The organism is Ruegeria sp. AF3 (assembly GCF_056536285.1).
Genome location: NZ_JBQFJM010000001.1, coordinates 106784 through 130937 on the forward strand (window position 1 = coordinate 106784; position 24154 = coordinate 130937).

The following is a 24154-nucleotide window of genomic DNA, read 5'->3' on the forward strand; positions in this document are numbered from 1 at the left end:
TTTACCGTGAGCGCACTGTTCGCCCGCAGCTTATTTGTTAATGTCGCGGGAGAAGTATCTGAAAAGGCGAAATCAATAGTGCTGGATATTTGGCGCAGTTTCCGTGCGCTTCCCCTTTGGGTGCAGATCTGGGTGGCCGTAATATTGGTGCCGGTTAATCTGGTTCCGCTTGCTTTCCTGGATCAGCCACAAGGGATGCTCATCGCTGTTCTGGCGATTACCGGTATGGCGCTGAACATACCCATCATGGCGGTTGCGCGCGGGATGAGTGGCGCGATGGCCTTGCCGCACATTCTGTGCTGGGTTCCACTAGTTGTCATTGTAGCGCTTTTGTTGTTTTCCGATGCGACCCTGAGCACTGCCTTTGCCAAGTTTCTTTGGGTGCTTCTGATCGTTGACGTAATTTCCCTGCTTTTCGATTTCAGGGATGCGGTCAACTGGTTACGAAGCAGACGCGCGACCTGAACAAAAAAAGCCCCTTCGGCAGCGAAGGGGCTTTGATCGTTTTGGTCTTTGAAGCAGATTACTTATGCGGAAGCGGACCGATCATCATGACCATCTGACGGCCTTCCATCTTCGGCATGTTCTCGATCTTGCCGACCTCTTTGATGTCTTCGGCCACACGCTCCAGCAATTCGCGACCCAGGTTCTGGTGTGCCATTTCACGGCCACGAAAGCGCAGGGTGACTTTGACTTTGTCGCCCTTTTCCAGAAACTTAAAGACGTTCTTCATTTTGACGTCATAGTCATGCGTATCGGTGTTGGGTCGGAATTTGACCTCTTTCACTTCGATGACTTTTTGTTTTTTGCGCGCTTCGTTTTCGCGTTTTTGCGTTTCGTACTTGTACTTGCCGAAATCCATGATCTTGCAGACCGGTGGGTTCGCATTAGGCGAGATTTCGACTAGATCAAGACCTGCATCTGCGGCCATCTGCATGGCTTTGGCGGGATGAACCACCCCGACGTTTTCACCTTCGGCACCAATCAGCCGAATTTCGGGGGCACGGATTCTTTCATTTACGCGCGGGCCGGTTTCACGTTGAGGCGGCGCGTTGTGAGGTCTGCGAGCTATGGGTTCATTCCTTTGATGATTGCAGAATTTCGAGCCCGGAATTTAAACCGGGCGAGACCGCACTTCAAGCGGCATAAATACAGGGTAATGCGAAAAAACTTGTTTTCTGCCGGTGTTTTTCGCGTTCAGGGCGGCAAAGCCCTGAACGCAGGGTTGCTTTAGCCGACAAAGGCTTTTTCGATCACGAACTCCTTGGGTTCCGAGTTGGCGCCTTCACGCAAACCAAACCCCTCGAGAATTTTCTTAATATCCAGGTTGAAAGCCAGCGAACCGCAGACCATTGCACGGTCGGTTTCAGGTTTGATGCCGCCATCAATACCCAGATCGGAAAATACGGTGCCATCCTGAAGAAGGGTGGTGATGCGGCCCATCTTGGGGCTCTCCTCCCGTGTGGTGGTCGGGTAATAGCGGATCTTGTCGGCAAATCCTTCACCGATCAGTTCGGCCAACAGTTCGTCCTGACGGATGCTGTCGATCAGCTGACGGCCATATTCCAGCTCTGCCACTTCGCGGCAGGTGTGGGTGATGATGACCTCGTCATAATCCTCATAGGTCTGTGGTTCACGCAGCAGCGAGGCAAAAGGTGCAAAGCCGGTGCCGGTTGCAAAAAACCACAGGCGTTTGCCGGGCAGCAGGGCGTCATGCACCAATGTGCCAACCGGTTTGGGACGCAAGATGATCTGATCACCCGGTTTGATATGTTGCAATTTCGACGTCAGCGGGCCGTTCTGAACTTTGATCGAATAAAACTCCAGCTCTTCATCCCACGAGGGCGAGGCGATGGAATAGGCGCGCAGCAACGGCTTGCCGTTGTCACCCAGCAGACCAATCATCACAAATTCGCCCGAGCGGAACCGCAACGAGGCCGGGCGCGACACCTTGAAAGAAAACAGGCTGTCGGTCCAGTGTTTGACGTCGGTTACGGTTTGCGCGTCCGGAAGGACGGGGACTTTTACTGCGGTTGCTTCGCTCACGGGCTTGATCTCTGTCATCGTTTACCTGCCGGTCTGCTAAACCGACATCTCCGTTTAATCTTTGATCCAAGTCAGGAAAAGGGGACAGATTGCCCCCTTTGCGTCACAAGCTGGCAAGTGCGGGATTAGCCGCGCAGGCGGGCCTGATAGTTATTCTCTTTCCAGTTCGCGCGGGCCAGCCACTGATCCTCGGGTTGGCGGTCTGCCAATTCTCCGTCGATCTCGACCTCGTCAAAGCCGCTGCGGCGCGCCATGGCGTATTGATCGGCAAGCACATGCCCTTTGGCGCGCAGCCGGCCTTTGTAGCCCTTCAGGCGCAATGTGCGGGCGATGGTAAATCCGCGACCATCTGCGAAAGACGGGAAGTCTACCCGAACCAGCCTCGTACCGCCCAACCGGTCATACAGTTCGTCCGGGTCTGTCTCCGAGCTCACGTCTAGCGCGACCACGTCATTGGCGGCATCATCCAGGGTGACAAAGCCGTCGGTCCAGTCATCAGGCGAAAAGCCCTCATCCGTTACGATTACGTTCATGTTTTTTCTCCGACGCGCATCATCTTGCCATCGACAAAATGGATGCCGCATTCTTCCTTGTTCTGATCGCGCCACCGTCCGGCGCGGGGATCTTCGCCCTCTTTGACAGGCGAGGTGCAGGGCGCACAGCCGATCGAAGGGTATCCTTTGGCCACCAGCGGATGCCGGGGCAGGTTGTTTTCTTCCATATAGGCCCGCACATCCTCGGGCGCCCAATGGGCAAGCGGGTTGACCTTGATCCGACCTGTTCCGTCCTCGACCTCGAAGAATTCCAGCGCAGCGCGCGTGCCTGCCTGAAACCGCTTGCGTCCGGTTATCCAGCCATCGAACCCCACCAGCGCTCTTTGCAGCGGGAAAGTCTTGCGCAGGTTACAACATGCATCCGTGTCGCGCAGGCGTAATGCGCCGTATGGGTCTTCGCGTTCAACCTCTGCATCCTCGGCCCGGATGATGCGAATGTTGGTAAGCCCGAGACGCTCGCTCACCTCCTGCTGGTATTCCAGCGTTTCGGTGAACAGCATTTGCGTGTCCACGAAAAGAACGGGCGTTGCCTTGTTCACCACCGCCGCCATGTGCAACAGAACGACGGATTCCGCACCAAAGCTTGAGACCAGAGCAAGCTCATCGATCTCATCAATCGCTCCATGCATAACATCATGGGCGCTGTGGTGCCGGAACCGGGCATTCAGGTCTTCGACACGTTCAGTCAGTTCGCGTCTGTCCCGGCCCAGTTCCGTTTGGATCAGGTCAAGCGGCATTTGCGCGGGCCTCAGGATACAAGGCGTCTTTGAACGGTGCCATGCCCACCCGGCGATATGTTTCCAGGAATGTCTCCTCTGCGCTTGCACGCTGGTTCAGATAGGTGTCGACAATGCGCTCTACGGCAGGAACGATTTCGTCATAGGCAAAGCCCGGACCGGTGCGATCACCAATTGCCGCAGTTTCGGTCGCATCGCCACCCAGAGTGATCTGGTAATTTTCCACGCCTGCTCGGTCCAGACCCAGAATGCCGATATGGCCGACATGGTGATGACCACAGGCGTTGATGCAGCCTGAGATCTTGATCTTCAGGTGCCCGATGTCATGCTCGAGCTTCAGGTCCTCGAACCGCGTTGCAATTTCCTGAGCAACCGGGATCGAACGCGCCGTCGCCAGCGCACAATAATCCATGCCGGGGCAGGCAATGATATCGCTGATCAGACCGATATTGGCGGTTGCCAGCTCGTATTCCTTCAGCTTGGCGTGAATTGCAGGCAAGTCCGATTTGTGGACATGCGGCAGGATTACGTTCTGCTCATGGCTAATGCGCAGCTCATCATAGGCGAATTCTTCGGCCAGATCGGCCATCACGCGCATTTGCTCGGCAGTTGCATCGCCCGGCGTTGCCCCATGCTTCTTGATCGAGATCGTGACGATCGCATGGTCCGCGTCTTTGTGCGGCGCAATGTTGGTATCGACCCATGAGCGGAAAACCGGATCGTTGGTATAGGCGCTTTCAAACGACGCAACCGAAGCCTGGCGGAAGGCAGGCGGTGCAAAGTGGCCCTTGATCTCTTCCAGCAGGTTCATATCCGCGCCTTTGAACTGCGGGCGGACCTTCAGGAAGCGTTCGTTGACCTTGGCGCGGATAGCGTCGATGCCATGCTCGTGCACGGTGATCTTGATACGTGCCTTGTACTTGTTGTCACGGCGACCAATCTGGTTCCAAACTGAAACGGTGGCTTCCAGATAAGCCAGCAGGTCGTCAAAGGCGACAAACTCGGACAATTCCTTGCCGATCATGGGCGTACGGCCCAGGCCACCGCCAACAATGACGCGCGCGCCAAGAACGCCGTCACGCTCAACCAGTTGCAGGCCGATGTCATGCGCCTTGATCACGGCGCGGTCGTTTTCACTGCCAGTGATGGCGATCTTGAACTTTCGTGGCATGAACTGGAATTCCGGGTGGTCGGTCGACCACTGGCGCAGCAATTCGGCGTAAGGGCGGGGATCAGCGACCTCATCTGCAGCGGCACCGGCAAAGTGGTCGGCGGTCACGTTGCGAATGGTGTTGCCCGAAGTCTGGATGGCGTGCATGCCAACCTCGGCCAGCGCGTCCAGCATATCCGGCACGTCGCTCAGCTTTGGCCAGTTGTACTGGATGTTCTGACGCGTGGTGAAATGGCCATAGCCTTTGTCCCACTTCTCGGCCAGCAGCGCCAGTTGACGCATCTGCGCACTGTTCAGCGTGCCATAGGGAATGGCGACACGCAGCATGTAGGCGTGCAGTTGCAGGTACAGCCCATTCATCAGGCGCAGCGGCTTGAATTCGTCTTCGGTCAACGAGCCGTCAATGCGACGCTCGACCTGGGCGCGGAACTGCGCGTTACGTTCTGCCAAAAATGCTGTGTCGAACTCGGAGTAGCGATACATGTCTAGCTGTCCTTGTTTGCAGCCCCGAACCTAGGGGCCTTGAAGGGGAGAGATATGGCCAGAGGTCAGGCCCGGGGCTGCGGGGAAGTTTCCTGTTTGCCGTGGGCATAGTTGGACGGACCAGTCCGGCGGAAATCTTCCCGAAAATGGGTGGGCTCGGGGCCGTTCTTGCCAGCAACGGCATCGGCCAGATAGGCGCCAACGACTTTATTTGCCTGACGCGCCGCATCCAGCAGACGCACCTGTGCATGTGCTTCGTCAGTGATCAGTTCCGCTTGGGACAGATCACGCGTCCAACTGTCATCTTCGGTCTGGTAAATGACGTCACCTACCAGCAAATCATTTGCGGTGACGACTTTGGGGGTAAAAGCGCGGGCCATCAGGCAAGCTCCTTATTGAATTCGGTTACGGCCTGCGCCGCTTCGCGCGGGGCAAGGCCATAGAATGTCAGGGCCGGTCCGTCCAATTCGGCGGCGGCCAGGTCGGCGGGCAGTTGATCCAGTGTGGTGGACAGTATCCGTTGGTTCGGGCGCGAGGCGTTTTCGACCAGCGTGACAGGGGTGGCGCGATCGGCGCCATGCATGATCAGGCGACCCTGGATAAAGCGAGCAGATTTCTTGCCCATATAGATCGCAGCAACCGAACCAGCCCGTGCCAGGGCATTCCAGTCATGATCGGCAAAACCTTTCATGTCGTGCCCGGTCAGGAACCGCACCGAGGAATTTCGACCGCGTTGAGTCAGGCTTTGGCCGATGCCAGCCACTGCGGCAGAGGCCGCTGTGATACCAGGAACGATCTGCCACGAAATGCCAGCCGCCTCGACGGCCTCGATCTCTTCATCCAGACGGCCAAAGACAGTGGGATCACCGGACTTCAGGCGGACCACGCGGTTACCATTCAGGGCATATTCGACCAAAAGCGCGTCAATATCACTTTGCTTCCAGGATGGGCCGAACCCGGCTTTGCCGACATCAACCAAGGCGGCGCTTTGACCGGCTATGTCCAGAACGGGTTCACTGATAAGGCGGTCATGCAGCACAACATCAGCCCGCTCAAACGCGGTCAGCGCCTTGAGCGTCAGCAACTCGGGGTCGCCCGGACCTGCGCCGACAAAGTCGACATGTCCTTTGGGGCCTGTTGTGCGAACGTCCTGCATTGGATCATCTCGGGTGTGGTTTGACTTGACCCTCAATATAGGAAATATTCCCACCAAAGCGCCATATGGACGCTCAAATAAGGACAAATGTTCCATCAATGAAAAATTTTGGAACGAAAACTTCGATGTGGAAGGAAAATTGGAATGTCGGTGCGGATAGATGATACGGATCGGAAAATTCTGGCCGAGCTGCAACGCGATGCAGGGCAGTCACTGGACGAAATAGCGGCTCGGGTCGGCAGTTCAAAGACGCCTGTCTGGAATCGTATACGCAAGCTCAAGAGTGCAGGAATAATAGGTCAGCAAACGGTTTTGCTGGATGCCGAAGCGCTCGGGTTTGAAGCGACTTTCTTTGTTTTGATCCGCACATCGGAACACGAGGCTGAGTGGCAGCGCAAGTTCCTTAAGGCGTTGCGTGATCACCCCGAGGTGCAAGAGGCGCATCGGCTGGCAGGTGACATTGATTATATACTCAAGGTTCGGGTCAAGAACGCGCGCGCCTATGATCAATTCTACCAGTCGCTGATATCGGAGGTGCGAGTGCACAACGTGACCGCGCTTTTGTCGATGGAAGAAATCAAGTCCACAACGATGCTTCCCCTCAACGCATTGGTTGAAGGGGCGTAAAAGGCAGGTGCTTCCAACGCCGGATCGAGCCGCGCCTTATACAGGTCAGACCTGAACCATTAACCGTTCCAAACCATGGAAGTGATAGCTGTCTGAATAGGTTGGCTCTGTAGCGAGCCGCAGGTTCGGGCAGCTATTGAACAGAATGGGCAGGGCTATGCGCATTTCCAACCTTGCCAAAGGGGCGCCGACGCAGAAGTGGATGCCTCCGCCAAAACTTGTGTTGACCTCAATCGAGCGCGTCGGAACAAACCTTTCGGGTTCATCCCAGACAGCAGGGTCGCGGTTTGCAGCGCCAAGCAATAGTGCGACCTGATCACCGCGCCTGAACGAATGCCCAAATATGTCAACGTCTTCATACGCATAACGTGTGAACATGTGCAAAGGCGGGTCATAGCGCAGAATTTCTTCAATCGTTGCGTCGATCTGGTCCGGTGCCAGAACGCCGGGGCTGGTATAAGTTTGCAACAGAGTTTTCACACCGTTCGCCAGCGAATGCACAGTTGCTTCGTGACCTGCATTCAGCAGCAAGATGCATGTTGCGACCAACTCGTCGATGGTCAGCTTTTCACCTTCTTCCTCGGCGCTGATAAGCCGGGTGATCAAATCGTCACGGGGATCATTGCGTCGCTGGTTAATGTATCCCAACAGGAAATCCGTGAACTCCTGAGACGACTTGGCCGCCTTATCCTCGGTCGCCTGCGTCCGGTTGGCCTGATACATGGCGACCATGTCATGCGACCACTGCAACAGGTTGGGTGCCATGTCTTCGGGAACGCCCAGCAGTCGGCAGATGGTTCTCACCGGGACCTGCGTGCAATAGGCACTCAACAGGTCGAAAGGTGTATTCGGAAACGTCTCGATAAGACTGTGGCATAGCGATTCAATGGAAGGCTGCAATGCAGAAATTTCCCGCGACGTGAAAGCGCGCATGACAAGCGCTCTCAGGCGGGTATGTCGCGGGGGTTCAGCTTCAAGCAGCGAGTGGGCTTCGATAGCCAGCCAGGGGGCCAGATGGGCAGGGCCCTGTGTCGCGCATTCAGGCGGAACTTCCCGCCCAAACCGGCGGTCGCGAAGAAGTGTCCGCACCGCCTGACAGGACGTTGCAGCAACCATATTGTAGTCGCGCCAATAGAACAGATCACCAGCAGTGCGGGCATGATCATAGAAAGGGTACGGGTTCTGAACGAAACCCGGATCTGTCGGGGATTGCGAGAATGACTTCATGCGACGCACACTTGCCACGAGCCGCGTTGAATGCAAGACCCTGTCTATGCAGAGAGTTTGGATCATTGTCGGTTTTTTGTCCGCTGTCGGGCTGCTGTCAGGTTTTGTTTGGTCTTATGGTTATCGTCAGGCGCTGTCTCAGCTAAGTGACAAGGCCGAAGCTGACCTTGAACTGGCGGCGGATCGGCTCAGCACCCAGATGCAGGTCTATCAGGAACTGGCGGTTCTGATGGCGACACATCCCGCCTTGCACGCGTTGGATACACCGACACAAATACATGACGCGCAAGCGATGTTGCTGGACGTCGCCGACAAGACAGCGGCCGTCAACATGATGTATCTGGATCGCAGCGGTCGGGTTCTGGTCACCGCACAGCCAGTGGCACAGCGAGATATGTCCGCACATCCAGCGTTCAGGCGCGCCATGCAGGGTGCGGTGGGCACCGCGCATGAGGTGGTTCCAGAGAGTGGCGACCGGATATATTCCTATGCCGCTCCGACTTTTGCTCCGTCTGGGCAAGTCGAAGGTGCAGTGATGGTGGTTGCCGACGTCCAGGACATTGAACAAACCTGGCGGGGCAGTACCGAAGCCGTGTTCTTTGTTGATTCTGACGGTTTCGTCTTCATCTCGAACCGATCAGACTTGCTGTTCTGGAGCCGCGAGGCTGGCCAGTCCGGGCTGACACCGCCAGAAGGTGCGTCGGTGGATTTTGCAGCGACGCGGGTCGGCCAGCATGAATTGTGGCGGCTGAACTGGGGGCGGTATTTGCCACGCGACGCGTTGCACCTAACGCTTGAATTGCCTGTGATCGATATGACCGCCGAGGTTTTGGTGGACGTGGCTCCGGCCCGGCGACTTGCGGGGTTGCAGGCGGCGGCGGTCGCAGCGATCTGTCTGGCGTTTGGTGCCATGCTGTATCTTGCCATGGAGCGGCGACGGACGCTGGCTAATGCCAACATGGTTCTGGAAAGCCGGGTAGCGCAGCGTACCCGTGCATTGACCCAAGCGAACACTGCGCTACGCCGCGAAGTTGCAGAACGTCAGGAGGCCGAAGCAGCCCTGAAAAAAGCGCAGGCCGAACTGGTGCAGGCAGGTAAACTCAGCGCATTGGGGCAAATGTCGGCGGGGATCAGCCACGAACTCAACCAACCCTTGATGGCAATCCAGCAATTCGCCGACAATGGCACGGCCTTTCTTGAACGCGGCAAAGGCGACAGGGCCAGCGAAAACCTTGGGCGTATTTCGGAAATGGCCGCCCGCATGGCCCGGATCATCAAGAATCTGCGCGCGTTTGCCCGCAACGAAAGCGAACCAATGGGCCGGGTCGATCTGGTGCAGGTTCTGAAAACCGCCGTCGAGTTGACCGAAACCCGTTTGCGTGACGATGATGTGACGCTGGAATGGGAGCCGGGACAGTCTGCGGTTTATGTTTGGGGGGGTGAAGTCCGATTGGTGCAGGTCTTTGTTAATCTGATCAATAACGCGGCGGATGCGATGCTGGGGCGACCCAAACGGCACATTTCGATTGTGATGCACGAAGAAGACCGGTTGCGCGTTTCTGTGCGGGATACCGGCCCGGGGATTGAAGACCCCGACCGTGTTTTCGAGCCGTTTTATTCGACAAAAAGCGTAGGATCCTCTGAAGGTCTGGGGCTCGGCCTTTCAATATCATATGGTCTGGTTCAAAGCTTTGGGGGTGAAATTCGCGGGGCAAACACTGCTGATGGCGCAGTGTTTACCGTCGAACTGGAACCCTATGGAAAAGAAGAGGCAGCATGATGCGCAGGGTTCTGTTGGTCGATGATGACGCAGCTGTTCGCGAGGCACTGGCGCAAACCATTGAACTGGCGGACTATGCACCGACAACAGCCGGATCTTTTGTGGCGGCCAAGGATCATATTCGGCGGGATTTCCCCGGTGTGATTATTTCGGACATCCGAATGCCCGGGCGGGATGGTTTCCATCTTCTGACCTATGCTCGGGATATCGACCCCGAACTTCCGGTGATCCTTTTGACCGGAGAAGGCGATATCCCAATGGCCGTGGAAGCCATGGGAAAAGGCGCGTTCGATTTTCTGGAGAAACCATGCGCTGCGTCTGACCTGATGGACGTTCTTGAACGCGCATTCGCGGCCCGCACTCAGGTTTTGGAACAGCGCGACCTGAAATCTGAACTTGAAAGGGGGGATCCGGCCGCACGTTTGCTGTTTGGTCTGTCTCCGCAAGCCGAGGCACTGCGGGATCGTGTGCGAACTGTTGCACCGACTGGGGCCGAAGTTCTTGTTACCGGCCCGCCGGGCAGCGGCATATCCAAAGTTGCCGAAGTGGTTCACCTGATGTCGCCCGCTGGTCAGGGGCCTTTTGTCAAACGCCCGGCTTCAAGCCTAAGCCCCGATAATCTTGCCCAAAGCTGCGGCGATGCCGTGGGTGGTTCCCTGTTTCTGGACGAAGTGTCCGCCATGCCCCAAGCCACGCAGTTTGCGGCGTTGGAGATCATCGAGCGCGGTCCGGGGGGGCGTATTATTGCAGGGACAACCGCTGATCTGTCCGCTTTATGTTCTGAAGGGCGGTTTAACGCAGATCTGTTCTATCGTTTGGATGTGATGCGGGTGCGTGTTCCATCATTGGCGGAACGCCCCGACGACATTCCGGTGATTTTTCGCCACTATGTGGCGCAAGCGGCCGAACAGGCTGGCATCGCAATTCCCGAGATTTCGTCCGAACATCTCGCGGCCTTGATGGCCAGCGACTGGCCGGGCAACGCCCGTTCGCTGATGTCAGCAGCGATGCGGTTTGTTCTTGGAATGCCCGAGGAGGTTACACAAGCAACGGATCTGGGGTTGAGCGAACAGATGGCGCGGGTCGAGCGGTCACTATTGATTGCAGCTTTGGGCCGCCACAATGGAAAAGCGTCAGATGCGGCCAAGGCGCTGAAGCTGCCGCGCAAGACCTTTTACGACAAGCTGGCGCGCTATCAGATTCGTCCCGAGGATTACCGCAGATGAGCGGGAACCGGATTGGCACTTCTGATTCGAATGAAGTGATTCGGAATATGTGCGGAATTCCGCACAAGCCGCACTGAGGATGTGCGAGTTTTCGCACGGCTCGGGACTGTGAAGCGCAGAACCCGAACCAGTAACGACGTAACACTTTGGTATTAAACAGGTAATCAGGCACTTTCCGCAATCGCAGTCAAAAGTTGTGTGCTTTACCCTGAGTCGCTTCACTGCACGCCATACGGCGCTTACCCGGCGTCGACTGCAAGTTTCAAGGAACTCTGGGAGGATATCAGATGAAGCTTCTGACAACGGCAGCAACTGCGCTTGCTCTGACTGTAACCGCAACGGCTGGTATGGCTGCATGCGACGAAGGTGAAATCGTCGTTAAGTTCGCGCATGTGACGAACACCGACAAACACCCCAAGGGCATCGCGGCATCGCTGCTGGAGCAGCGGGTCAACGACGAAATGAACGGCACGATGTGTGTCGAGGTCTACCCGAACTCGACGCTCTACAACGACGACAAAGTTCTCGAAGCGATGTTGCAGGGCGACGTGCAACTGGCAGCGCCCTCGCTGTCGAAGTTCGAGAAGTTCACCAAACAGTTCCGCCTGTTTGACCTGCCGTTCATGTTCAAGAACGTCGACGCTGTAGACGCGTTCCAGGCCTCGGCCGAGGGGCAGGCGATGAAAGACAGCATGCAGCGCCGCGGCCTGCAAGGGCTGGCGTTCTGGCACAACGGCATGAAGCAGATGTCGGCCAACAAGGCTTTGGTTGATCCGTCGGATGCAAACGGTTTGAAATTCCGCGTGCAGTCGTCAGATGTGCTGGTGGCTCAGATGGAGGCCATTGGTGGCAGCCCGCAAAAAATGGCATTCTCGGAAGTGTATGGCGCGCTGCAACAAGGCGTTGTGGACGGGCAGGAGAACACCTGGTCGAACATCTACGGCAAGAAGTTCTTTGAGGTGCAGGACGGTATCACCGAAACCAACCACGGCATCATCGACTATCTGGTCGTAACATCGGTGGACTGGCTGGACAGTCTTGATCCAGCGGTGCGGGATCAGTTCCTGACTATTCTGGCCGAAGTTACTGACACCCGGAACAAAGAAGCCTTTGCTGTGAACGAAGCGGCCAAAGCCTCGATCATCGATGCAGGCGGCGTCATCCGTGAACTGACCCCTGAACAGCGTCAGGCCTGGGTCGACGCGATGAAACCGGTTTGGGACAAATTCGCCGGTGACGTGGGTCAGGACAAGATCGACGCGGCACAGGCCATCAACGCCGGGTTCTGATCCGGTCAAAGGCCGCGCGTCCGGGGACTGGGGAGTATTCGACGCGCAGGCCGGGCGGGCTGAAATGGCCCGCCCCATTCTCAACTCTCTCTTCAATAAAATGCGGGGACGGAAAGATGTCTGGTGCGAACTCCGGCCAGGGCGGGCTGATCGACCATATCGAAGAAACCCTGATCGCGTTGCTTTTGGGCCTTATGACGGTCGTTACATTTGCCAACGTGATCGCGCGGTTTGTCTTTAATTCCAATATCCTATGGGCGCTTGAGTTGACAGTGTTCACGTTTGGCTGGCTGGTGCTGCTGGGCGCGTCTTACGCGGTCAAGAAACATGCTCATCTGGGCGTGGATGCAATCCTAAACATGCTAGCGCCAGCACCGAGGCGTCTATTGGCGTTAGTCTCGGTCGGATGCTGCCTGGTGTTTTCGCTGCTGATGCTCAAGGGGGCATATGATTATTGGGCCGTCTTTGCAGATCTACCGCCAACATCGGGCCGCTGGTTCCCGACTGGGTTTGATTTCGGCGCACGCAGCCAGAGTTTCTACGAGGTGGACGACATCCCCATGGTTGCGCCGCTGCGCTTTCTGGAAGACCTGATCAACTATGGCGAGGGGTATGAAAAACTGCCCAAGGTCGTACCTTACCTGGTTCTGCCTGTATCCATGCTGCTGCTGGTGATCCGGTTTACGCAGGTCGCCGTTCAAATCTGGCGTGGTGAGACCGATCGCCTTGTCGCCAGCCACGAAGTCGAGGACGAGATTGAGGAAGTCCGCGCACAACAAGGGGTGCATGACTGATGGACGTTATCCTTCTTTTCTCGATGGTCATCGGCCTGCTGCTGATCGGGGTTCCGATTGCGGTTGCACTTGGCCTCAGCTCGACCCTGTTCCTGCTGATCTATTCCGACAGTTCGCTGGCTTCTGTCGCAGGCACGCTGTTCGAGGCGTTCGAGGGGCATTTCACCCTTTTGGCGATCCCGTTCTTTATTCTCGCCTCGTCCTTCATGACGACAGGCGGCGTAGCGCGTCGGATCATCCGATTCTCGATTGCTTGCGTGGGGCATCTGCCCGGCGGTCTGGCGATTGCGGGTGTGTTTGCTTGTATGCTGTTTGCCGCGCTTTCAGGATCGTCCCCGGCCACGGTTGTAGCTATCGGTTCGATCGTCATCGCAGGTATGCGCCAGGTTGGGTATTCCAAAGAGTTTGCCGCCGGTGTGATCTGTAACGCGGGTACGCTGGGCATCCTGATCCCACCGTCCATCGTGATGGTTGTGTATGCCGCCGCCGTCGAAGTTTCAGTTGGGCGCATGTTCCTGGCTGGCGTTATTCCCGGTCTGATGGCTGGCTTCATGCTGATGATCACCATCTATGTCATGGCAAAGGTCAAGAACCTGCCCAAGGGTGAATGGAAGGGGTGGGGTGAGGTCTTTACCTCGGCCCGCGAGGCCGGTTGGGGCCTGTTCCTGATCGTTATCATTCTGGGTGGCATTTATGGGGGTATCTTTACCCCGACCGAGGCTGCCGCGGTTGCTGCCGTCTATGCCTTCTTCATCGCCAGTTTCGTCTACAAGGACATGGGTCCGCTGAGTACGGAAGGGGAGGCACAGAACCTGCCACTGCTGAAAAAGCCCTACGCTTTGGTCACGGCGTTCTTTCACCCCGACACCAAGCATACTCTGTTCGAGGCAGGAAAGCTGACGGTGACGCTGTTGTTCGTGATCGCCAACGCGCTGATCCTCAAACATGTTCTAACGGACGAACAGGTGCCGCAGCACATCGCCGAGGCGATGCTGACCGCAGGGTTAGGGCCGGTGGCGTTCCTGATCGTTGTGAACGTGATCCTGCTGATCGGTGGTCAGTTTATGGAGCCGTCGGGCCTGCTGGTGATCGTTGCACCGCTGGTGTTCCCGATTGCCATCGAGTTGGGCATCGATCCGATCCATCTGGGCATTATCATGGTGGTGAATATGGAAATCGGAATGATCACGCCTCCGGTCGGTCTGAACCTGTTCGTAACTTCGGGCGTTGCGGGAATGCCGATGATGAGCGTTGTGAGGGCGGCGCTGCCGTTCCTTGCCGTTCTCTTCGTCTTCCTGATTATGGTGACGTATATTCCGTGGATATCGACCTTCCTGCCCAACACCTTCATGGGGCCGGAAATCATAACCAATTAAGTGGTTTGACAATGTACGCAGCCGGGCGGTTCCGACCGCCCGGCTTTTCGTATCTTGAACCCCGGCATCAGGAGCTTAACTAGGGTTCAGAGGACGACCTCCCCACAATGGGACATCTTTCGGGACGACCCGAACGAATACGAGGTCGTAATATGCCCTGGATCTTTCTTCTTTTTGCTGGCCTGTTGGAAATCGTCTGGGCTGTAGCCATGAAGCAATCGGCTGGTTTCACCCGATTGTGGCCTACTGCCTTGATGGGTCTTTCGATGATCGGCTCTTTCGGCCTGTTGGCGCTGGCGATGCGCGACCTGCCGTTGGGCACGGCTTATACCATCTGGACCGGTATCGGGGCTGTGGGGGCGTTCTGTGTAGGTATCCTGTTTCTGGGCGAAGCCCTTAGCCCTGCGCGGATTCTGGCGGCTCTTCTGATCGTGTCAGGTCTTATCCTGATGAAGCTAGCGTGAGCGTTTTATTGACCAAGCCATTTTGCTTGGGCAGGGTTCGGAAAACACGGGAAATGGAGACCGGAATGCTGACCGAGACCGACAAGCGCCTGCTGCGCGTGGCTTATTACGAGGCCAAAGCCGGGTTTGATGAAGGTGGATGCCCAATCGGGTCAGTTCTGGCGCGGGGTGGCGATATTGTTTCACAAGGGCGCAATCAACGTGTGCAGGGCGGCGATCCGATCGCACATGGGGAAATGGATGCTTTGCGCAAAGCCGGACGTCAGAAAACCTATCGGGATACGGTTCTTTACACGTCTTTGTCACCTTGCATGATGTGTTCCGGCACTATCGTTCAGTTTGGTATCCCGCGCGTGGTGATCGGCGATACCCAGAACTTTGGTGGCAACGAAGACTTCCTGCGCGACCGCGGCGTCGAGGTGGTGATAGCCAACGATCCCGACTGCATCGCACTGATGCGGCGGTTTATCGAAGAAAAGCCAGAGCTTTGGGCGGAAGATATTGCCGAGTAAAGGCGAAACCTAGACGCTCTCCAGCGCCTGAATAATGCCCGTGAAATCCCCGGCCTTCAGGCTGGCGCCGCCCACAAGCGCACCATCGACATTTGAAACCGCAAAGATCTCCGCCGCGTTGGAGGGTTTGACCGACCCGCCATACAGAAGACGGACAGAGCGACCCACTCCTTCGCCAAAGCGACGCTCTAGCCGGGCGCGGATGAAGTCGTGAACCTCTCCGATCTCATCAAGCGTTGGAACCTTGCCAGTGCCTATGGCCCAGATCGGTTCATAGGCAATAATCAGGTTCTCGCCGGTTGCCTGATCCGGGATCGACCCCGACATCTGACCGCCGATTATGTCGAGCGTATTGGCCGCCTCGCGCTGTTCCAGGCTTTCGCCAACGCAAATGATCGCTTTTAACCCCGCGTCCATCGCTGCACGGGCCTTGGCGCGTATATCCTCGTCATGCTCTTCATGGTCCACGCGCCGTTCGGAATGACCCAGGATGACTGATGTCGCGCCCGCGTCCAGCAGCATCTCAGCGCTGATATCGCCTGTATACGCGCCTGCGCTTGCCGCGTGGCAATCCTGCCCGCCAACAGTAACTGCTGACCCGCGTACGGTGTCTGCCGCGCGGCTGAGCAATGTTGCCGGAGGGCAGATCAGGATATCGACAGAAGCGTCTGGGTGGGACTTGCACAGTGCTTCAAGCTCGCTCAGCGCAGCACCGGTTCCGTTCATTTTCCAGTTTCCTGCCGCAAGCTTGCGCCGCATACCCGTATCTCCCTGATCATTCGATGATTTAAGATGCGGATAGCATTGTCGGCACGATCTTACAATTCCACTGATCGGGTGGGTTCGCGCGCTTTGATCGACGCACGGCGTTCGGTCGGGCCCGAGTCACAGGATTACCCGGCGCAAACTAGGATTTCTGCACGATGCTCTCATCGAATTTGATGGATTCACCGCAACCGCAAGCGTCGACGACATTCGGGTTCCTGAACTTGAAACCTGATTCCAGCAACGACACCTCGTAATCGATTTCAGTCCCGAACAGAAACATCTGCGCCATTGGTGCGATCATGACGCGTGCACCATCCTGTTCAACGACTTCGTCGTGTGGATCGGCCTGATCGACATATTCCATGGTATATTCCATGCCCGCACAGCCGCCTTTCTTTACGCCAATGCGCAAGCCGACGTGGCCACCCGAGTTCATCAGGCGGGTAATTTGCTCTGCGGCTTTGGGCGTCATGGTCACAGCCTGTTTGCCGGGAATGCCGAACATGTAAGTCTCCGTTGTCGCGCGTTGCATTTAATCTAGGGCTCAGGGGGCCAAGGCTCAAGACGGTGTGTTATAAAGAGTTTTATCAGGATGAAACAACCCGGCATACAGTATGGGTTCGCTGAAAACACCCGACCGTTAAACCGTGGAGCTGAATAGGTTTAAGCTGGTCAATCTCCAAAACGGTTCGCATTATGGAAACATCGGAAAGGATAATATTGTGAAGAGATTAAAGGCAATTTTTAATCCAGTCTTGTTGGGAGCGGTACTTACCATTGCAGTTCTTTTGTTTGTTCCGGATGATGCGGTGGCCGCCAATGATGGAGAGAGGCATCCGGTAAACTGCGCGACCGCCGAGGGCGATTTGCGCGCCATCGCGACTGAGAAAAAGCACGCGCAGGACCAACAGTTGGAAAGTGTTGCCGCCATTACTCCTGCCGGGGCACTTTTGGGGCTGGTCACAGGAACGGAACACAAAAGGCTGCAAATGCTATCGGGGGACTACATCAATCAACTGGATGCCAGATCTGCGGAAATCAAAAAGACCTGCAACTTGAACTGATCACCCGTCGTTTGGTGATCTGGATAAGAAAAGGACCGTTCTCGGGCAAGAACGGTCCGTGTTTCTGGGCCGGAACTCGGGGGGCGGTCAAATCATGTCTGGCCCGAAGTACGATACCGATTGGTGCCGTCCGCAGGTCTTTTCCCGCATCATTGTGACAGGGACAGCACGAGCAGGTAACAAAAACGCCAATGTTTTGTGACAAATACCCGGGAAACTGTGGCAGGTGCCTACATAAATCCTAGTTCCAGACGCGCTTCGTCTGACATCATTTCCATACCCCAGGGCGGTTCCCAGGTCAGTTCCACGTCGACCTCTTTGACGCCTGCAACAGGCTCGATCGCTTCCATGATCCATCCGGGCATGTCGCCGGCAACCGGGCATCCGGGGGCTGTCAGCGTCATGATCACCTTCACCGCGTTGTCCGTGGAAATGTCGATCGTGTAGATCAGGCCGAGGTCATAGATATTCACGGGGATTTCCGGGTCATAGACCGTGCGGCACGCCTCGACCACGGGCTCGTACAGGGGGTGCTCAATGGTTGACGGCGCAATCAGCGGCGTGCCTTCAAACTGTTCGCTCGGGTGGGTCATCTTTGCCTCGGGTCAGTTGCCTGAGTGATTATATAGGGAATAGCCGCAACAGCGTCCAGTAGGGCGGCGGCGCCGATTGGGGCGCCGCGGCAATTTAGTCGTTGATGTCGTGGTTGAAAGTTTTGACCTGACCGTTCGGCAACGCAAACAGTTTCCGCAAAACAAGCCATGCAATCAGTGACATCACTGCAAAGATCAGCGCCAATACATTCAAAGACAGAGCCATTCCGGGTACGGCAAGGATAAGCCCCGTGACTGCGGCTCCGATTGCAAAGCCCAGAAAGATGAAACCGGGCAGGAAAATCTCAAGGATACCCAGCGCCAATGCGGCGGCCAGCCAGATCCACCAGGTCAACCAGAAGGGGTCAGCCATCACTTTCCTCCTTTTAACATTTTGAACGCGTCACCAAAGGCTTCCAGTGCGTTGGCAGGCACAACAATGGTTTGCTTGCCAGTACCGTTTCCAAGCGCGTTCAGGGCTTCAACCTGTTTCAAGGCAACCTGATACTGGGCCGCTTCAATGCCGTTATCCTGAATGGCCTTGGCGACCACACCAGTGGCATAAGCTTCGGCTTCGGCCTGAATGCGCCGCGCCTTGGCGGTTTGTTCCGCCGCATAAAGCTCGGCGTCGGCATGCAGCTCGACTGCGCGTTTCTTGCCCTCGGCTTCTGTCACCTGTGCGCGGCGGGCTCGTTCGGCGTTCAGCTGTTGCAGCATGGCGTCACGGGTGGCCTGATCCAGATTTACGTCCAGAATCTCGGCGCGGGTGACTTCGATACCCCAGTCATCGACAGCTGTTTCAACGCTTTCCTGAATACGCGTGATCAGTTGGGACCGGTTCGACTGAACCTCATCCAGATCCATCTTACCAATCTCGGCGCGAACGATCCCGGCGACAGTGGTGGCAATCGCGCCATCTACGTCGCGAATTCGGTAGACCGTCTTTTCAGGTTCGAGAATACGGTAGAAGACCGATGTATCGATCTGCACCAGAACGTTGTCCTTGGTGATTGCGTCCTGCGTCGCGTTTGGCAGCTGGCGTTCCAGGATCGAGATCTTGTGACGCGCAATGTCCAGTAGCGGAACAATAAAGTTGATGCCGGGGCCAAGCACGGAATGCAGGCGCCCAAACCGTTCAACTACGTATTTTTCGGACTGAGGCACAATCTTGATGCCTTTGAAAATGATAACAATTACCAGCACCGCAGCCAGCAGGTAAATGATGTTTGACGAAAGCAATCCGATGATTTGGTCTTCGGTCATACTGTCCTCTTGTTTTTGTGTACTATAGTATACATGTGGCGATTGAGTCGCCCGATTTCAACTCTGGTATGAGTGGAAAGCAGCCCCATGCAAATGCTCCAATAGTAAAACGCTGTATCGAAAAATAGTGCTGTGACCGCTTTGCATCCCTAATTGTTTGCGGTATCGGGCTTGGATGAAACTGATAATCGATACAGATCCTGGCATCGATGATGCCATGGCAATCGCCTATGCCGCCGCAGCGCCCGAGATCGAGCTGATCGGCCTGACCACCGTGTTCGGAAACACGCATGTTCACCAATCCAGCCGCAATGCCCGGTTCCTGCTTGATAAGCTGGGTCTGGATCTGCCTGTCGCGGAAGGGGCTGCGGTTGCCTTGGGTGCCGATACGCATTCGCCCTCCGAACATGTGCATGGTCCCGAAGGATTCGGTGACCTGACTGACATTCCCGAAATTGGAAGCAACCACGCCCTGCCGGCTGCTGAATTTCTGGTTGATATGGCGCGAACCCACAAGAAAGAGCTGGTGGTGTGCGCCGTGGGCCCCCTGACCAACATCGCCAACGCCATTCGTCTGGATCCGGAATTCGCCGACAATCTGGGGCGTTTGGTGATTATGGGCGGGGCGGTGTACTGCCCTGGTAATATTACAGTACATGCCGAGGCCAACATCTATCATGATGCGATTGCCGCTGAAGAGGTCTTTGCCACACCGCCGGAAACCGTACTGGTCGGCTTGGATGTCACGCTGAAAACGCTCTACGAGACTGCAGATTTCGAAAGCCTGGCAATGCGATCACCTGACATGGGGTCCTTTCTGCGAGATATCTCTCGCTTTTACCTGAAGTTCTACAAGGACGTCGGTGGTCTGGAGGGCTGCGGCCTGCACGATTCGACGGCTGTGATTGCTTGTTCTCATGGTGCTATGTTTGACATGGTCGAAACGGGTCTGCGGGTTGTCACCGAAGGCGACCAGAAGGGTGCGACGCGACCTGATCCGGAACGTCCCGCAGTTCGGGTCTGCCGCGACGTGGATGGGGCAGGGGTTGTTCAACTGTTTACAGACCGTGTTGCCTCGCTACCCTGACGGGTTGCAAAGACCGACCGGATCGGGCAAAGCCTGCCCGGTTCGGCGACCCGAGGCGATGACATGACCCAACAGTTTTCTTTTGATCTGAAAGCCACAGACGGCAAAGCCCGGACCGGTGTGATCAGCACACCACGCGGCGACGTGAGAACGCCTGCCTTTATGCCGGTTGGCACTGCGGCAACGGTCAAGGCGATGATGCCGGAAAGCGTTCGCGCGACGGGGGCAGACATCCTGCTGGGGAACACCTATCACCTGATGCTGCGTCCGACCGCTGAGCGTATTGATCGACTGGGTGGACTGCACAAGTTCATGAACTGGGATCGGCCCATTCTGACAGATTCCGGCGGATTTCAGGTCATGTCGCTGGCCGGATTGCGCAAGCTGACTGAAAAGGGCGTGACCTTCAAATCCCATATTGACGGGTCAAAGCACGAATTGACGCCGGAACGGTCGATGGAGATCCAGCGCCTGTTGGGCTCGGACATTGTCATGTGTTTCGATGAATGCCCTGCGCTGCCAGCGGATCGTGACCGCATTGCCGAGTCGATGCGCCTGTCGATGCGTTGGGCGGAACGGTCGCGCGATGCGTTTGGCGATCGTCCGGGGCATGCGCTGTTTGGCATCATGCAAGGTGGGCTGGAAAAAGACCTGCGAGAAGAAAGCGCCAAGGCTTTGAAATCTATTGGTTTCGAAGGCTATGCGGTTGGTGGCCTGGCCGTCGGCGAAGGGCAGGAGGCCATGTTCTCTTGCCTCGACTATGCCCCCGATTTCCTGCCATCGGACAAGCCGCGCTATCTGATGGGCGTCGGCAAGCCCGACGATATCGTCGGTGCTGTTGCCCGCGGGATCGACATGATGGACTGTGTGTTGCCCTCGCGGTCCGGGCGTACAGGGCAGGTTTTCACCCGCTACGGCGTGGTGAACATCAAGAATGCCCGTCACGTAGACGATCCGCGGCCGCTGGACGAGCAGTGCACTTGCCCAGCCTGTTCTAATTATTCCCGCGCTTACCTGCACCACGTGTTCCGTGCGAATGAGATGATTTCCGGCATGTTGCTGACATGGCATAACCTGCATTATTTTCAGGAGATCATGGCCGGCATGCGCGACGCGATTGCCGCGGGTGCGTTCGAAGTCTGGCAAGCCGATTTCCACGCGCAGCGCGCGCAGGGGGATATCGAACCGCTGTGATGTTTTGCCCCCTCCAAGGCGAAAACGGGCAATTCTGCACAGCCGGGCTGTTTTCTGGCGACTGATCGCGCAAGACCGGGGCGTATTCTACTATTTTGGTGGATATGTTCCCGGCACGCCTTGCAGTCCGCCAAACCTCGGTTCATTCTGATTGGTGATACATGGCGGTAAGGTTGAAAATGGGCGATGAGGCCCCACCTTTATCGTCCAAGACAGGAGACGGACAAATGTTGCCTCGATGAGGGACAAGTTCCGTCTTGCCAACGATAAGGATAGAGCATGCAAGAGCCTCTGAATTCCTCCTACCCCGTCCTGCCGCTGCGCGATATTGTGGTGTTCCCACATATGATCGTGCCGCTTTTCGTAGGCCGTGACAAATCGGTCCGCGCGCTGGAAGAGGTGATGCAGGATGACAAGCAAATTCTGTTGTCCAGCCAGATCGATCCCGGTGTTGACGATCCGGATGAAGAAGGCATCTACCGCACCGGCGTTCTGGCCAATGTGCTGCAACTTTTGAAGCTGCCCGATGGCACAGTAAAGGTGCTGGTCGAAGGGCAGGCGCGCGTTCAGATCACCGAGTTTCTTGAAAACGAAGAGTTTTTCGAAGCCCGCGCGGAATACCTGACCGAAATTCCCGGCGACGTCACCACGACCGAAGCGCTGTTGCGCACTGTCGCGGATGAGTTCGAGCGTTACGCCAAAGTGCGCAAGAACATCCCCGAAGAGGCACTGACCGCAGTAGGCGATACCACCGAGCCTGCGAAGCTGGCCGACCTTGTGTCCGGGCATCTGGGCATAGAAGTCGAACAAAAGCAGGAGCTTCTGGAAACCCTCAGCGTCAGCGAGCGGCTTGAGAAGGTCTATGGCCTGATGCAGGGCGAGATGTCTGTTCTGCAGGTCGAGAAGAAGATCAAGACCCGTGTCAAATCCCAGATGGAGAAGACGCAGCGTGAGTATTATCTGAATGAGCAGATGAAGGCCATTCAGAGGGAACTTGGCGATGGCGAGGACGGCAGCAACGAAGTTGCTGAACTGGAAGCCAAAATCGCCGAAACCAAGCTGTCGAAAGAAGCGCGGGAAAAGGCCGAGGGTGAGCTTAAGAAGCTCAAGAACATGTCACCTATGTCGGCCGAAGCCACAGTTGTGCGCAACTATCTGGATTGGATTCTTGCTCTGCCTTGGGGCACTAAATCCCGTGTCAAAAAGGATCTGGGCCGCGCGCAGGAGATTCTGGACGCGGACCATTATGGGCTTGAGAAGGTCAAGGAACGGATCGTTGAATACCTCGCGGTTCAGCAGCGCTCGAAAAAGCTGAAAGGGCCGATTCTTTGCCTTGTCGGCCCTCCGGGCGTGGGCAAGACCTCGCTGGGTAAGTCGGTTGCCAAAGCTACCGGGCGTGAGTTCATTCGCATCTCACTGGGTGGTGTTCGAGACGAATCCGAGATCCGGGGCCATCGTCGGACCTATATCGGCTCCATGCCCGGCAAAATCATTCAGGCGTTGAAAAAGGCGAAGACCACGAACCCGCTGATTTTGTTGGATGAAATCGACAAGATGGGACAAGATTTCCGGGGCGACCCAGCATCCGCGATGCTTGAGGTGCTGGACCCGGAACAGAACAACACGTTCATGGACCATTATCTTGAGGTTGAATATGACCTGTCCAACGTGATGTTCCTGACCACGTCGAACAGCTACAACATGCCCGGTCCTTTGCTTGACCGGATGGAGATCATCCCGTTGGCCGGTTACACAGAGGACGAAAAGCGTGAGATCGCCAAGCAGCACCTGATCAGCAAACAGGTCAAGAACCATGGTTTGAAAGCCAAGGAATTCGAACTGACCGATGAGGCGCTGCAAAAGATCATCCGCACCTATACCCGCGAGGCGGGTGTACGGAACCTTGAACGTGAAATCGCCAAGGTCGCGCGCAAGTCGCTGACCAAGATCATCAAGAAGGATGCAGAAACCGTTAAGGTTACACCCGAAAACCTGCAAGATTTCCTGGGCGTGCCGAAATTCCGTTACGGTCTGGCCGAGCAGGACGATCAGGTTGGTGTTGTCACCGGTCTTGCCTGGACGTCAGTGGGTGGCGACCTGCTGCATATCGAAGCGTTGAAACTGCCCGGCAAAGGGCGGATGAAGACGACCGGTAAGCTGGGCGATGTGATGAAGGAATCCATTGACGCCGCTTCGTCCTATGTGCGTTCGATTTCACCTCAGATCGGGGTAAAGCCGCCGCAGTTTGACAAGATCGACATTCACGTTCACGTGCCGGATGGCGCGACACCCAAGGATGGCCCATCGGCAGGTCTGGCCATGGTCACGTCGATTGTCTCGGTTCTGACCGGTATTCCGGTTCGGAAAGACATCGCCATGACCGGCGAAGTCTCACTGCGCGGGAATGCGATGCCGATTGGTGGATTGAAAGAAAAACTACTGGCCGCGCTGCGTGGTGGGATAAAGACCGTTCTGATCCCGGAAGAGAATGAAAAGGATCTCGCGGATATCCCGGACAACGTCAAAGAAGGGCTGAAGATCATCCCGGTCAAACATGTCTCGGAAGTTCTGGAACACGCATTGGTGCGCAAACCTGAACCGATCGAGTGGGATGAAGCCGCGGAAGAGGCCGCAGCAGCGGCGGCCGCGTCGACCGGTAATACCGGACCTTCCGCAACCGCGCATTAAGTCTTTGGAAAATCAAATAAAGGCGAAGCAATAGCTTCGCCTTTATTTGTCGAGG

At 56.3% G+C, this 24154-nt stretch carries 25 protein-coding genes and 1 pseudogene; 13 read left to right on the forward strand and 13 right to left on the reverse strand.

Annotated elements, in window-relative coordinates; translation table 11 throughout:
- Window positions 1-6: 6 nt before the first annotated feature.
- On the forward strand, window positions 7-465 hold the full coding sequence (locus ACR3FC_RS00490) for a hypothetical protein (protein WP_480472499.1): 459 nt from the start codon (window positions 7-9) through the stop codon (window positions 463-465).
- A 58-nt stretch (window positions 466-523) separates the two neighbouring features.
- Here ACR3FC_RS00490 and infC read toward each other — a convergent pair whose 3' ends face one another.
- From infC to cobA, 7 genes and pseudogenes are all read right to left on the reverse strand, one after another.
- Window positions 524-1114, reverse strand: coding sequence for a translation initiation factor IF-3 (gene infC / locus ACR3FC_RS00495; protein ID WP_480476723.1), 591 nt, complete (start codon window positions 1112-1114; stop codon window positions 524-526).
- Between the two features lie 116 nt (window positions 1115-1230).
- The gene (locus ACR3FC_RS00500) at window positions 1231-2064 is read right to left on the reverse strand and encodes a ferredoxin--NADP reductase (protein WP_480472501.1); all 834 of its coding nucleotides are present in this window, start codon (window positions 2062-2064) and stop codon (window positions 1231-1233) included.
- A 107-nt stretch (window positions 2065-2171) separates the two neighbouring features.
- Window positions 2172-2579, reverse strand: a complete 408-nt coding sequence (locus ACR3FC_RS00505; protein WP_480472503.1) for a DUF934 domain-containing protein — start codon at window positions 2577-2579, stop codon at window positions 2172-2174.
- Window positions 2576-3337 carry a phosphoadenylyl-sulfate reductase gene (locus tag ACR3FC_RS00510; protein ID WP_480472505.1) on the reverse strand — a complete coding sequence of 254 codons (762 nt, stop codon included), beginning with the start codon at window positions 3335-3337 and terminating at the stop codon, window positions 2576-2578. The genes ACR3FC_RS00505 and ACR3FC_RS00510 overlap by 4 nt, the downstream gene beginning before the upstream one ends.
- On the reverse strand, window positions 3327-4991 hold the full coding sequence (locus ACR3FC_RS00515; protein WP_480472507.1) for a nitrite/sulfite reductase: 1665 nt from the start codon (window positions 4989-4991) through the stop codon (window positions 3327-3329). Before ACR3FC_RS00515 ends, ACR3FC_RS00510 begins: the two co-directional genes overlap by 11 nt.
- A gap of 65 nt (window positions 4992-5056) precedes the next feature.
- A complete protein-coding gene (locus tag ACR3FC_RS00520) occupies window positions 5057-5371 on the reverse strand; it encodes a DUF2849 domain-containing protein (RefSeq protein ID WP_480472509.1) in 315 nt (104 codons plus the stop codon).
- A pseudogene (gene cobA, locus ACR3FC_RS00525) lies at window positions 5371-6117 on the reverse strand (uroporphyrinogen-III C-methyltransferase); the annotation flags it as partial. The gene ACR3FC_RS00520 and the pseudogene cobA, both read right to left, overlap by 1 nt.
- Before the next feature lie 174 nt (window positions 6118-6291).
- Here cobA and ACR3FC_RS00530 point away from each other — a divergent pair.
- Window positions 6292-6774: an Lrp/AsnC family transcriptional regulator gene (locus ACR3FC_RS00530; RefSeq protein WP_480472511.1), complete on the forward strand. Its 483-nt coding sequence runs from the start codon at window positions 6292-6294 to the stop codon at window positions 6772-6774.
- Between the two features lie 45 nt (window positions 6775-6819).
- On the opposite strand, the gene ACR3FC_RS00535 is transcribed toward ACR3FC_RS00530, so the two are convergent.
- Complete coding sequence (locus tag ACR3FC_RS00535; RefSeq protein WP_480472513.1) at window positions 6820-8001, reverse strand: cytochrome P450; 1182 nt, start codon at window positions 7999-8001, stop codon at window positions 6820-6822.
- A gap of 46 nt (window positions 8002-8047) precedes the next feature.
- On the opposite strand from ACR3FC_RS00535, the gene ACR3FC_RS00540 reads away from it, so the two are divergent.
- The 7 genes from ACR3FC_RS00540 to ACR3FC_RS00570 all read left to right on the forward strand — a co-directional run bounded on the left by ACR3FC_RS00540 (window position 8048) and on the right by ACR3FC_RS00570 (window position 15442).
- A complete protein-coding gene (locus ACR3FC_RS00540) occupies window positions 8048-9781 on the forward strand; it encodes a sensor histidine kinase (RefSeq protein ID WP_480472515.1) in 1734 nt (577 codons plus the stop codon).
- On the forward strand, window positions 9778-11007 hold the full coding sequence (locus ACR3FC_RS00545; RefSeq protein WP_480472517.1) for a sigma-54-dependent transcriptional regulator: 1230 nt from the start codon (window positions 9778-9780) through the stop codon (window positions 11005-11007). Before ACR3FC_RS00540 ends, ACR3FC_RS00545 begins: the two co-directional genes overlap by 4 nt.
- 287 nt (window positions 11008-11294) lie before the next feature.
- Window positions 11295-12296: a DctP family TRAP transporter solute-binding subunit gene (locus ACR3FC_RS00550; protein WP_480472519.1), complete on the forward strand. Its 1002-nt coding sequence runs from the start codon at window positions 11295-11297 to the stop codon at window positions 12294-12296.
- A 116-nt stretch (window positions 12297-12412) separates the two neighbouring features.
- Window positions 12413-13090, forward strand: a complete 678-nt coding sequence (locus tag ACR3FC_RS00555; protein WP_480472521.1) for a TRAP transporter small permease — start codon at window positions 12413-12415, stop codon at window positions 13088-13090.
- Complete coding sequence (locus ACR3FC_RS00560) at window positions 13090-14466, forward strand: TRAP transporter large permease (protein ID WP_480472523.1); 1377 nt, start codon at window positions 13090-13092, stop codon at window positions 14464-14466. Before ACR3FC_RS00555 ends, ACR3FC_RS00560 begins: the two co-directional genes overlap by 1 nt.
- Window positions 14467-14618: 152 nt before the next feature.
- Complete coding sequence (locus ACR3FC_RS00565; protein ID WP_480472525.1) at window positions 14619-14930, forward strand: DMT family transporter; 312 nt, start codon at window positions 14619-14621, stop codon at window positions 14928-14930.
- 65 nt (window positions 14931-14995) lie between these two features.
- A complete protein-coding gene (locus tag ACR3FC_RS00570) occupies window positions 14996-15442 on the forward strand; it encodes a nucleoside deaminase (RefSeq protein ID WP_480472527.1) in 447 nt (148 codons plus the stop codon).
- A gap of 9 nt (window positions 15443-15451) precedes the next feature.
- Here the strand turns inward: ACR3FC_RS00570 and tpiA are convergent, their stop codons facing one another.
- On the reverse strand, window positions 15452-16201 hold the full coding sequence (tpiA, locus tag ACR3FC_RS00575; RefSeq protein WP_480472529.1) for a triose-phosphate isomerase: 750 nt from the start codon (window positions 16199-16201) through the stop codon (window positions 15452-15454).
- A 148-nt stretch (window positions 16202-16349) separates the two neighbouring features.
- Complete coding sequence (locus ACR3FC_RS00580) at window positions 16350-16715, reverse strand: HesB/IscA family protein (protein ID WP_480476725.1); 366 nt, start codon at window positions 16713-16715, stop codon at window positions 16350-16352.
- 142 nt (window positions 16716-16857) lie between these two features.
- Here ACR3FC_RS00580 and ACR3FC_RS00585 point away from each other — a divergent pair, with 142 nt between their 5' ends.
- The gene (locus tag ACR3FC_RS00585; protein ID WP_480472531.1) at window positions 16858-17274 is read left to right on the forward strand and encodes a hypothetical protein; all 417 of its coding nucleotides are present in this window, start codon (window positions 16858-16860) and stop codon (window positions 17272-17274) included.
- A gap of 230 nt (window positions 17275-17504) precedes the next feature.
- Here the strand turns inward: ACR3FC_RS00585 and ACR3FC_RS00590 are convergent, their stop codons facing one another.
- The 3 genes from ACR3FC_RS00590 to ACR3FC_RS00600 form a co-directional block, all read right to left on the reverse strand.
- Window positions 17505-17867 carry an SUF system Fe-S cluster assembly protein gene (locus ACR3FC_RS00590; protein WP_209504059.1) on the reverse strand — a complete coding sequence of 121 codons (363 nt, stop codon included), beginning with the start codon at window positions 17865-17867 and terminating at the stop codon, window positions 17505-17507.
- Window positions 17868-17961: 94 nt separating this feature from the next.
- The gene (locus tag ACR3FC_RS00595) at window positions 17962-18240 is read right to left on the reverse strand and encodes an NfeD family protein (protein WP_267364499.1); all 279 of its coding nucleotides are present in this window, start codon (window positions 18238-18240) and stop codon (window positions 17962-17964) included.
- Window positions 18240-19130: an SPFH domain-containing protein gene (locus ACR3FC_RS00600; RefSeq protein WP_480472533.1), complete on the reverse strand. Its 891-nt coding sequence runs from the start codon at window positions 19128-19130 to the stop codon at window positions 18240-18242. The genes ACR3FC_RS00595 and ACR3FC_RS00600 overlap by 1 nt, the downstream gene beginning before the upstream one ends.
- Before the next feature lie 175 nt (window positions 19131-19305).
- Here ACR3FC_RS00600 and ACR3FC_RS00605 point away from each other — a divergent pair, with 175 nt between their 5' ends.
- The 3 genes from ACR3FC_RS00605 to lon all read left to right on the forward strand — a co-directional run bounded on the left by ACR3FC_RS00605 (window position 19306) and on the right by lon (window position 24099).
- Window positions 19306-20217, forward strand: a complete 912-nt coding sequence (locus tag ACR3FC_RS00605; RefSeq protein WP_480472535.1) for a nucleoside hydrolase — start codon at window positions 19306-19308, stop codon at window positions 20215-20217.
- Window positions 20218-20280: 63 nt separating this feature from the next.
- Window positions 20281-21411: a tRNA guanosine(34) transglycosylase Tgt gene (gene tgt / locus ACR3FC_RS00610; RefSeq protein ID WP_480472537.1), complete on the forward strand. Its 1131-nt coding sequence runs from the start codon at window positions 20281-20283 to the stop codon at window positions 21409-21411.
- Between the two features lie 279 nt (window positions 21412-21690).
- Window positions 21691-24099, forward strand: a complete 2409-nt coding sequence (lon, locus tag ACR3FC_RS00615) for an endopeptidase La (RefSeq protein WP_480472539.1) — start codon at window positions 21691-21693, stop codon at window positions 24097-24099.
- The last annotated feature ends 55 nt before the right edge of the window (window positions 24100-24154 follow it).

Excerpts from the sequence above, each read along its gene's own strand:
- ACR3FC_RS00500 (WP_480472501.1), bottom strand. The coding sequence starts at position 2,064 with ATGACAGAGATCAAGCCCGTGAGCGAAGCAACCGCAGTAAAAGTCCCC.
- ACR3FC_RS00505 (WP_480472503.1), bottom strand. The coding sequence starts at position 2,579 with ATGAACGTAATCGTAACGGATGAGGGCTTTTCGCCTGATGACTGGACC.
- ACR3FC_RS00510 (WP_480472505.1), bottom strand. The coding sequence starts at position 3,337 with ATGCCGCTTGACCTGATCCAAACGGAACTGGGCCGGGACAGACGCGAA.
- ACR3FC_RS00515 (WP_480472507.1), bottom strand. The coding sequence starts at position 4,991 with ATGTATCGCTACTCCGAGTTCGACACAGCATTTTTGGCAGAACGTAAC.
- ACR3FC_RS00520 (WP_480472509.1), bottom strand. The coding sequence starts at position 5,371 with ATGGCCCGCGCTTTTACCCCCAAAGTCGTCACCGCAAATGATTTGCTG.
- ACR3FC_RS00530 (WP_480472511.1), top strand. The coding sequence starts at position 6,292 with ATGTCGGTGCGGATAGATGATACGGATCGGAAAATTCTGGCCGAGCTG.
- ACR3FC_RS00535 (WP_480472513.1), bottom strand. The coding sequence starts at position 8,001 with ATGAAGTCATTCTCGCAATCCCCGACAGATCCGGGTTTCGTTCAGAAC.
- ACR3FC_RS00540 (WP_480472515.1), top strand. The coding sequence starts at position 8,048 with ATGCAGAGAGTTTGGATCATTGTCGGTTTTTTGTCCGCTGTCGGGCTG.
- ACR3FC_RS00545 (WP_480472517.1), top strand. The coding sequence starts at position 9,778 with ATGATGCGCAGGGTTCTGTTGGTCGATGATGACGCAGCTGTTCGCGAG.
- ACR3FC_RS00550 (WP_480472519.1), top strand. The coding sequence starts at position 11,295 with ATGAAGCTTCTGACAACGGCAGCAACTGCGCTTGCTCTGACTGTAACC.
- ACR3FC_RS00555 (WP_480472521.1), top strand. The coding sequence starts at position 12,413 with ATGTCTGGTGCGAACTCCGGCCAGGGCGGGCTGATCGACCATATCGAA.
- ACR3FC_RS00560 (WP_480472523.1), top strand. The coding sequence starts at position 13,090 with ATGGACGTTATCCTTCTTTTCTCGATGGTCATCGGCCTGCTGCTGATC.
- ACR3FC_RS00565 (WP_480472525.1), top strand. The coding sequence starts at position 14,619 with ATGCCCTGGATCTTTCTTCTTTTTGCTGGCCTGTTGGAAATCGTCTGG.
- ACR3FC_RS00570 (WP_480472527.1), top strand. The coding sequence starts at position 14,996 with ATGCTGACCGAGACCGACAAGCGCCTGCTGCGCGTGGCTTATTACGAG.
- tpiA (WP_480472529.1), bottom strand. The coding sequence starts at position 16,201 with ATGCGGCGCAAGCTTGCGGCAGGAAACTGGAAAATGAACGGAACCGGT.
- ACR3FC_RS00580 (WP_480476725.1), bottom strand. The coding sequence starts at position 16,715 with ATGTTCGGCATTCCCGGCAAACAGGCTGTGACCATGACGCCCAAAGCC.
- ACR3FC_RS00590 (WP_209504059.1), bottom strand. The coding sequence starts at position 17,867 with ATGACCCACCCGAGCGAACAGTTTGAAGGCACGCCGCTGATTGCGCCG.
- ACR3FC_RS00595 (WP_267364499.1), bottom strand. The coding sequence starts at position 18,240 with ATGGCTGACCCCTTCTGGTTGACCTGGTGGATCTGGCTGGCCGCCGCA.
- ACR3FC_RS00600 (WP_480472533.1), bottom strand. The coding sequence starts at position 19,130 with ATGACCGAAGACCAAATCATCGGATTGCTTTCGTCAAACATCATTTAC.
- ACR3FC_RS00605 (WP_480472535.1), top strand. The coding sequence starts at position 19,306 with ATGAAACTGATAATCGATACAGATCCTGGCATCGATGATGCCATGGCA.
- tgt (WP_480472537.1), top strand. The coding sequence starts at position 20,281 with ATGACCCAACAGTTTTCTTTTGATCTGAAAGCCACAGACGGCAAAGCC.
- lon (WP_480472539.1), top strand. The coding sequence starts at position 21,691 with ATGCAAGAGCCTCTGAATTCCTCCTACCCCGTCCTGCCGCTGCGCGAT.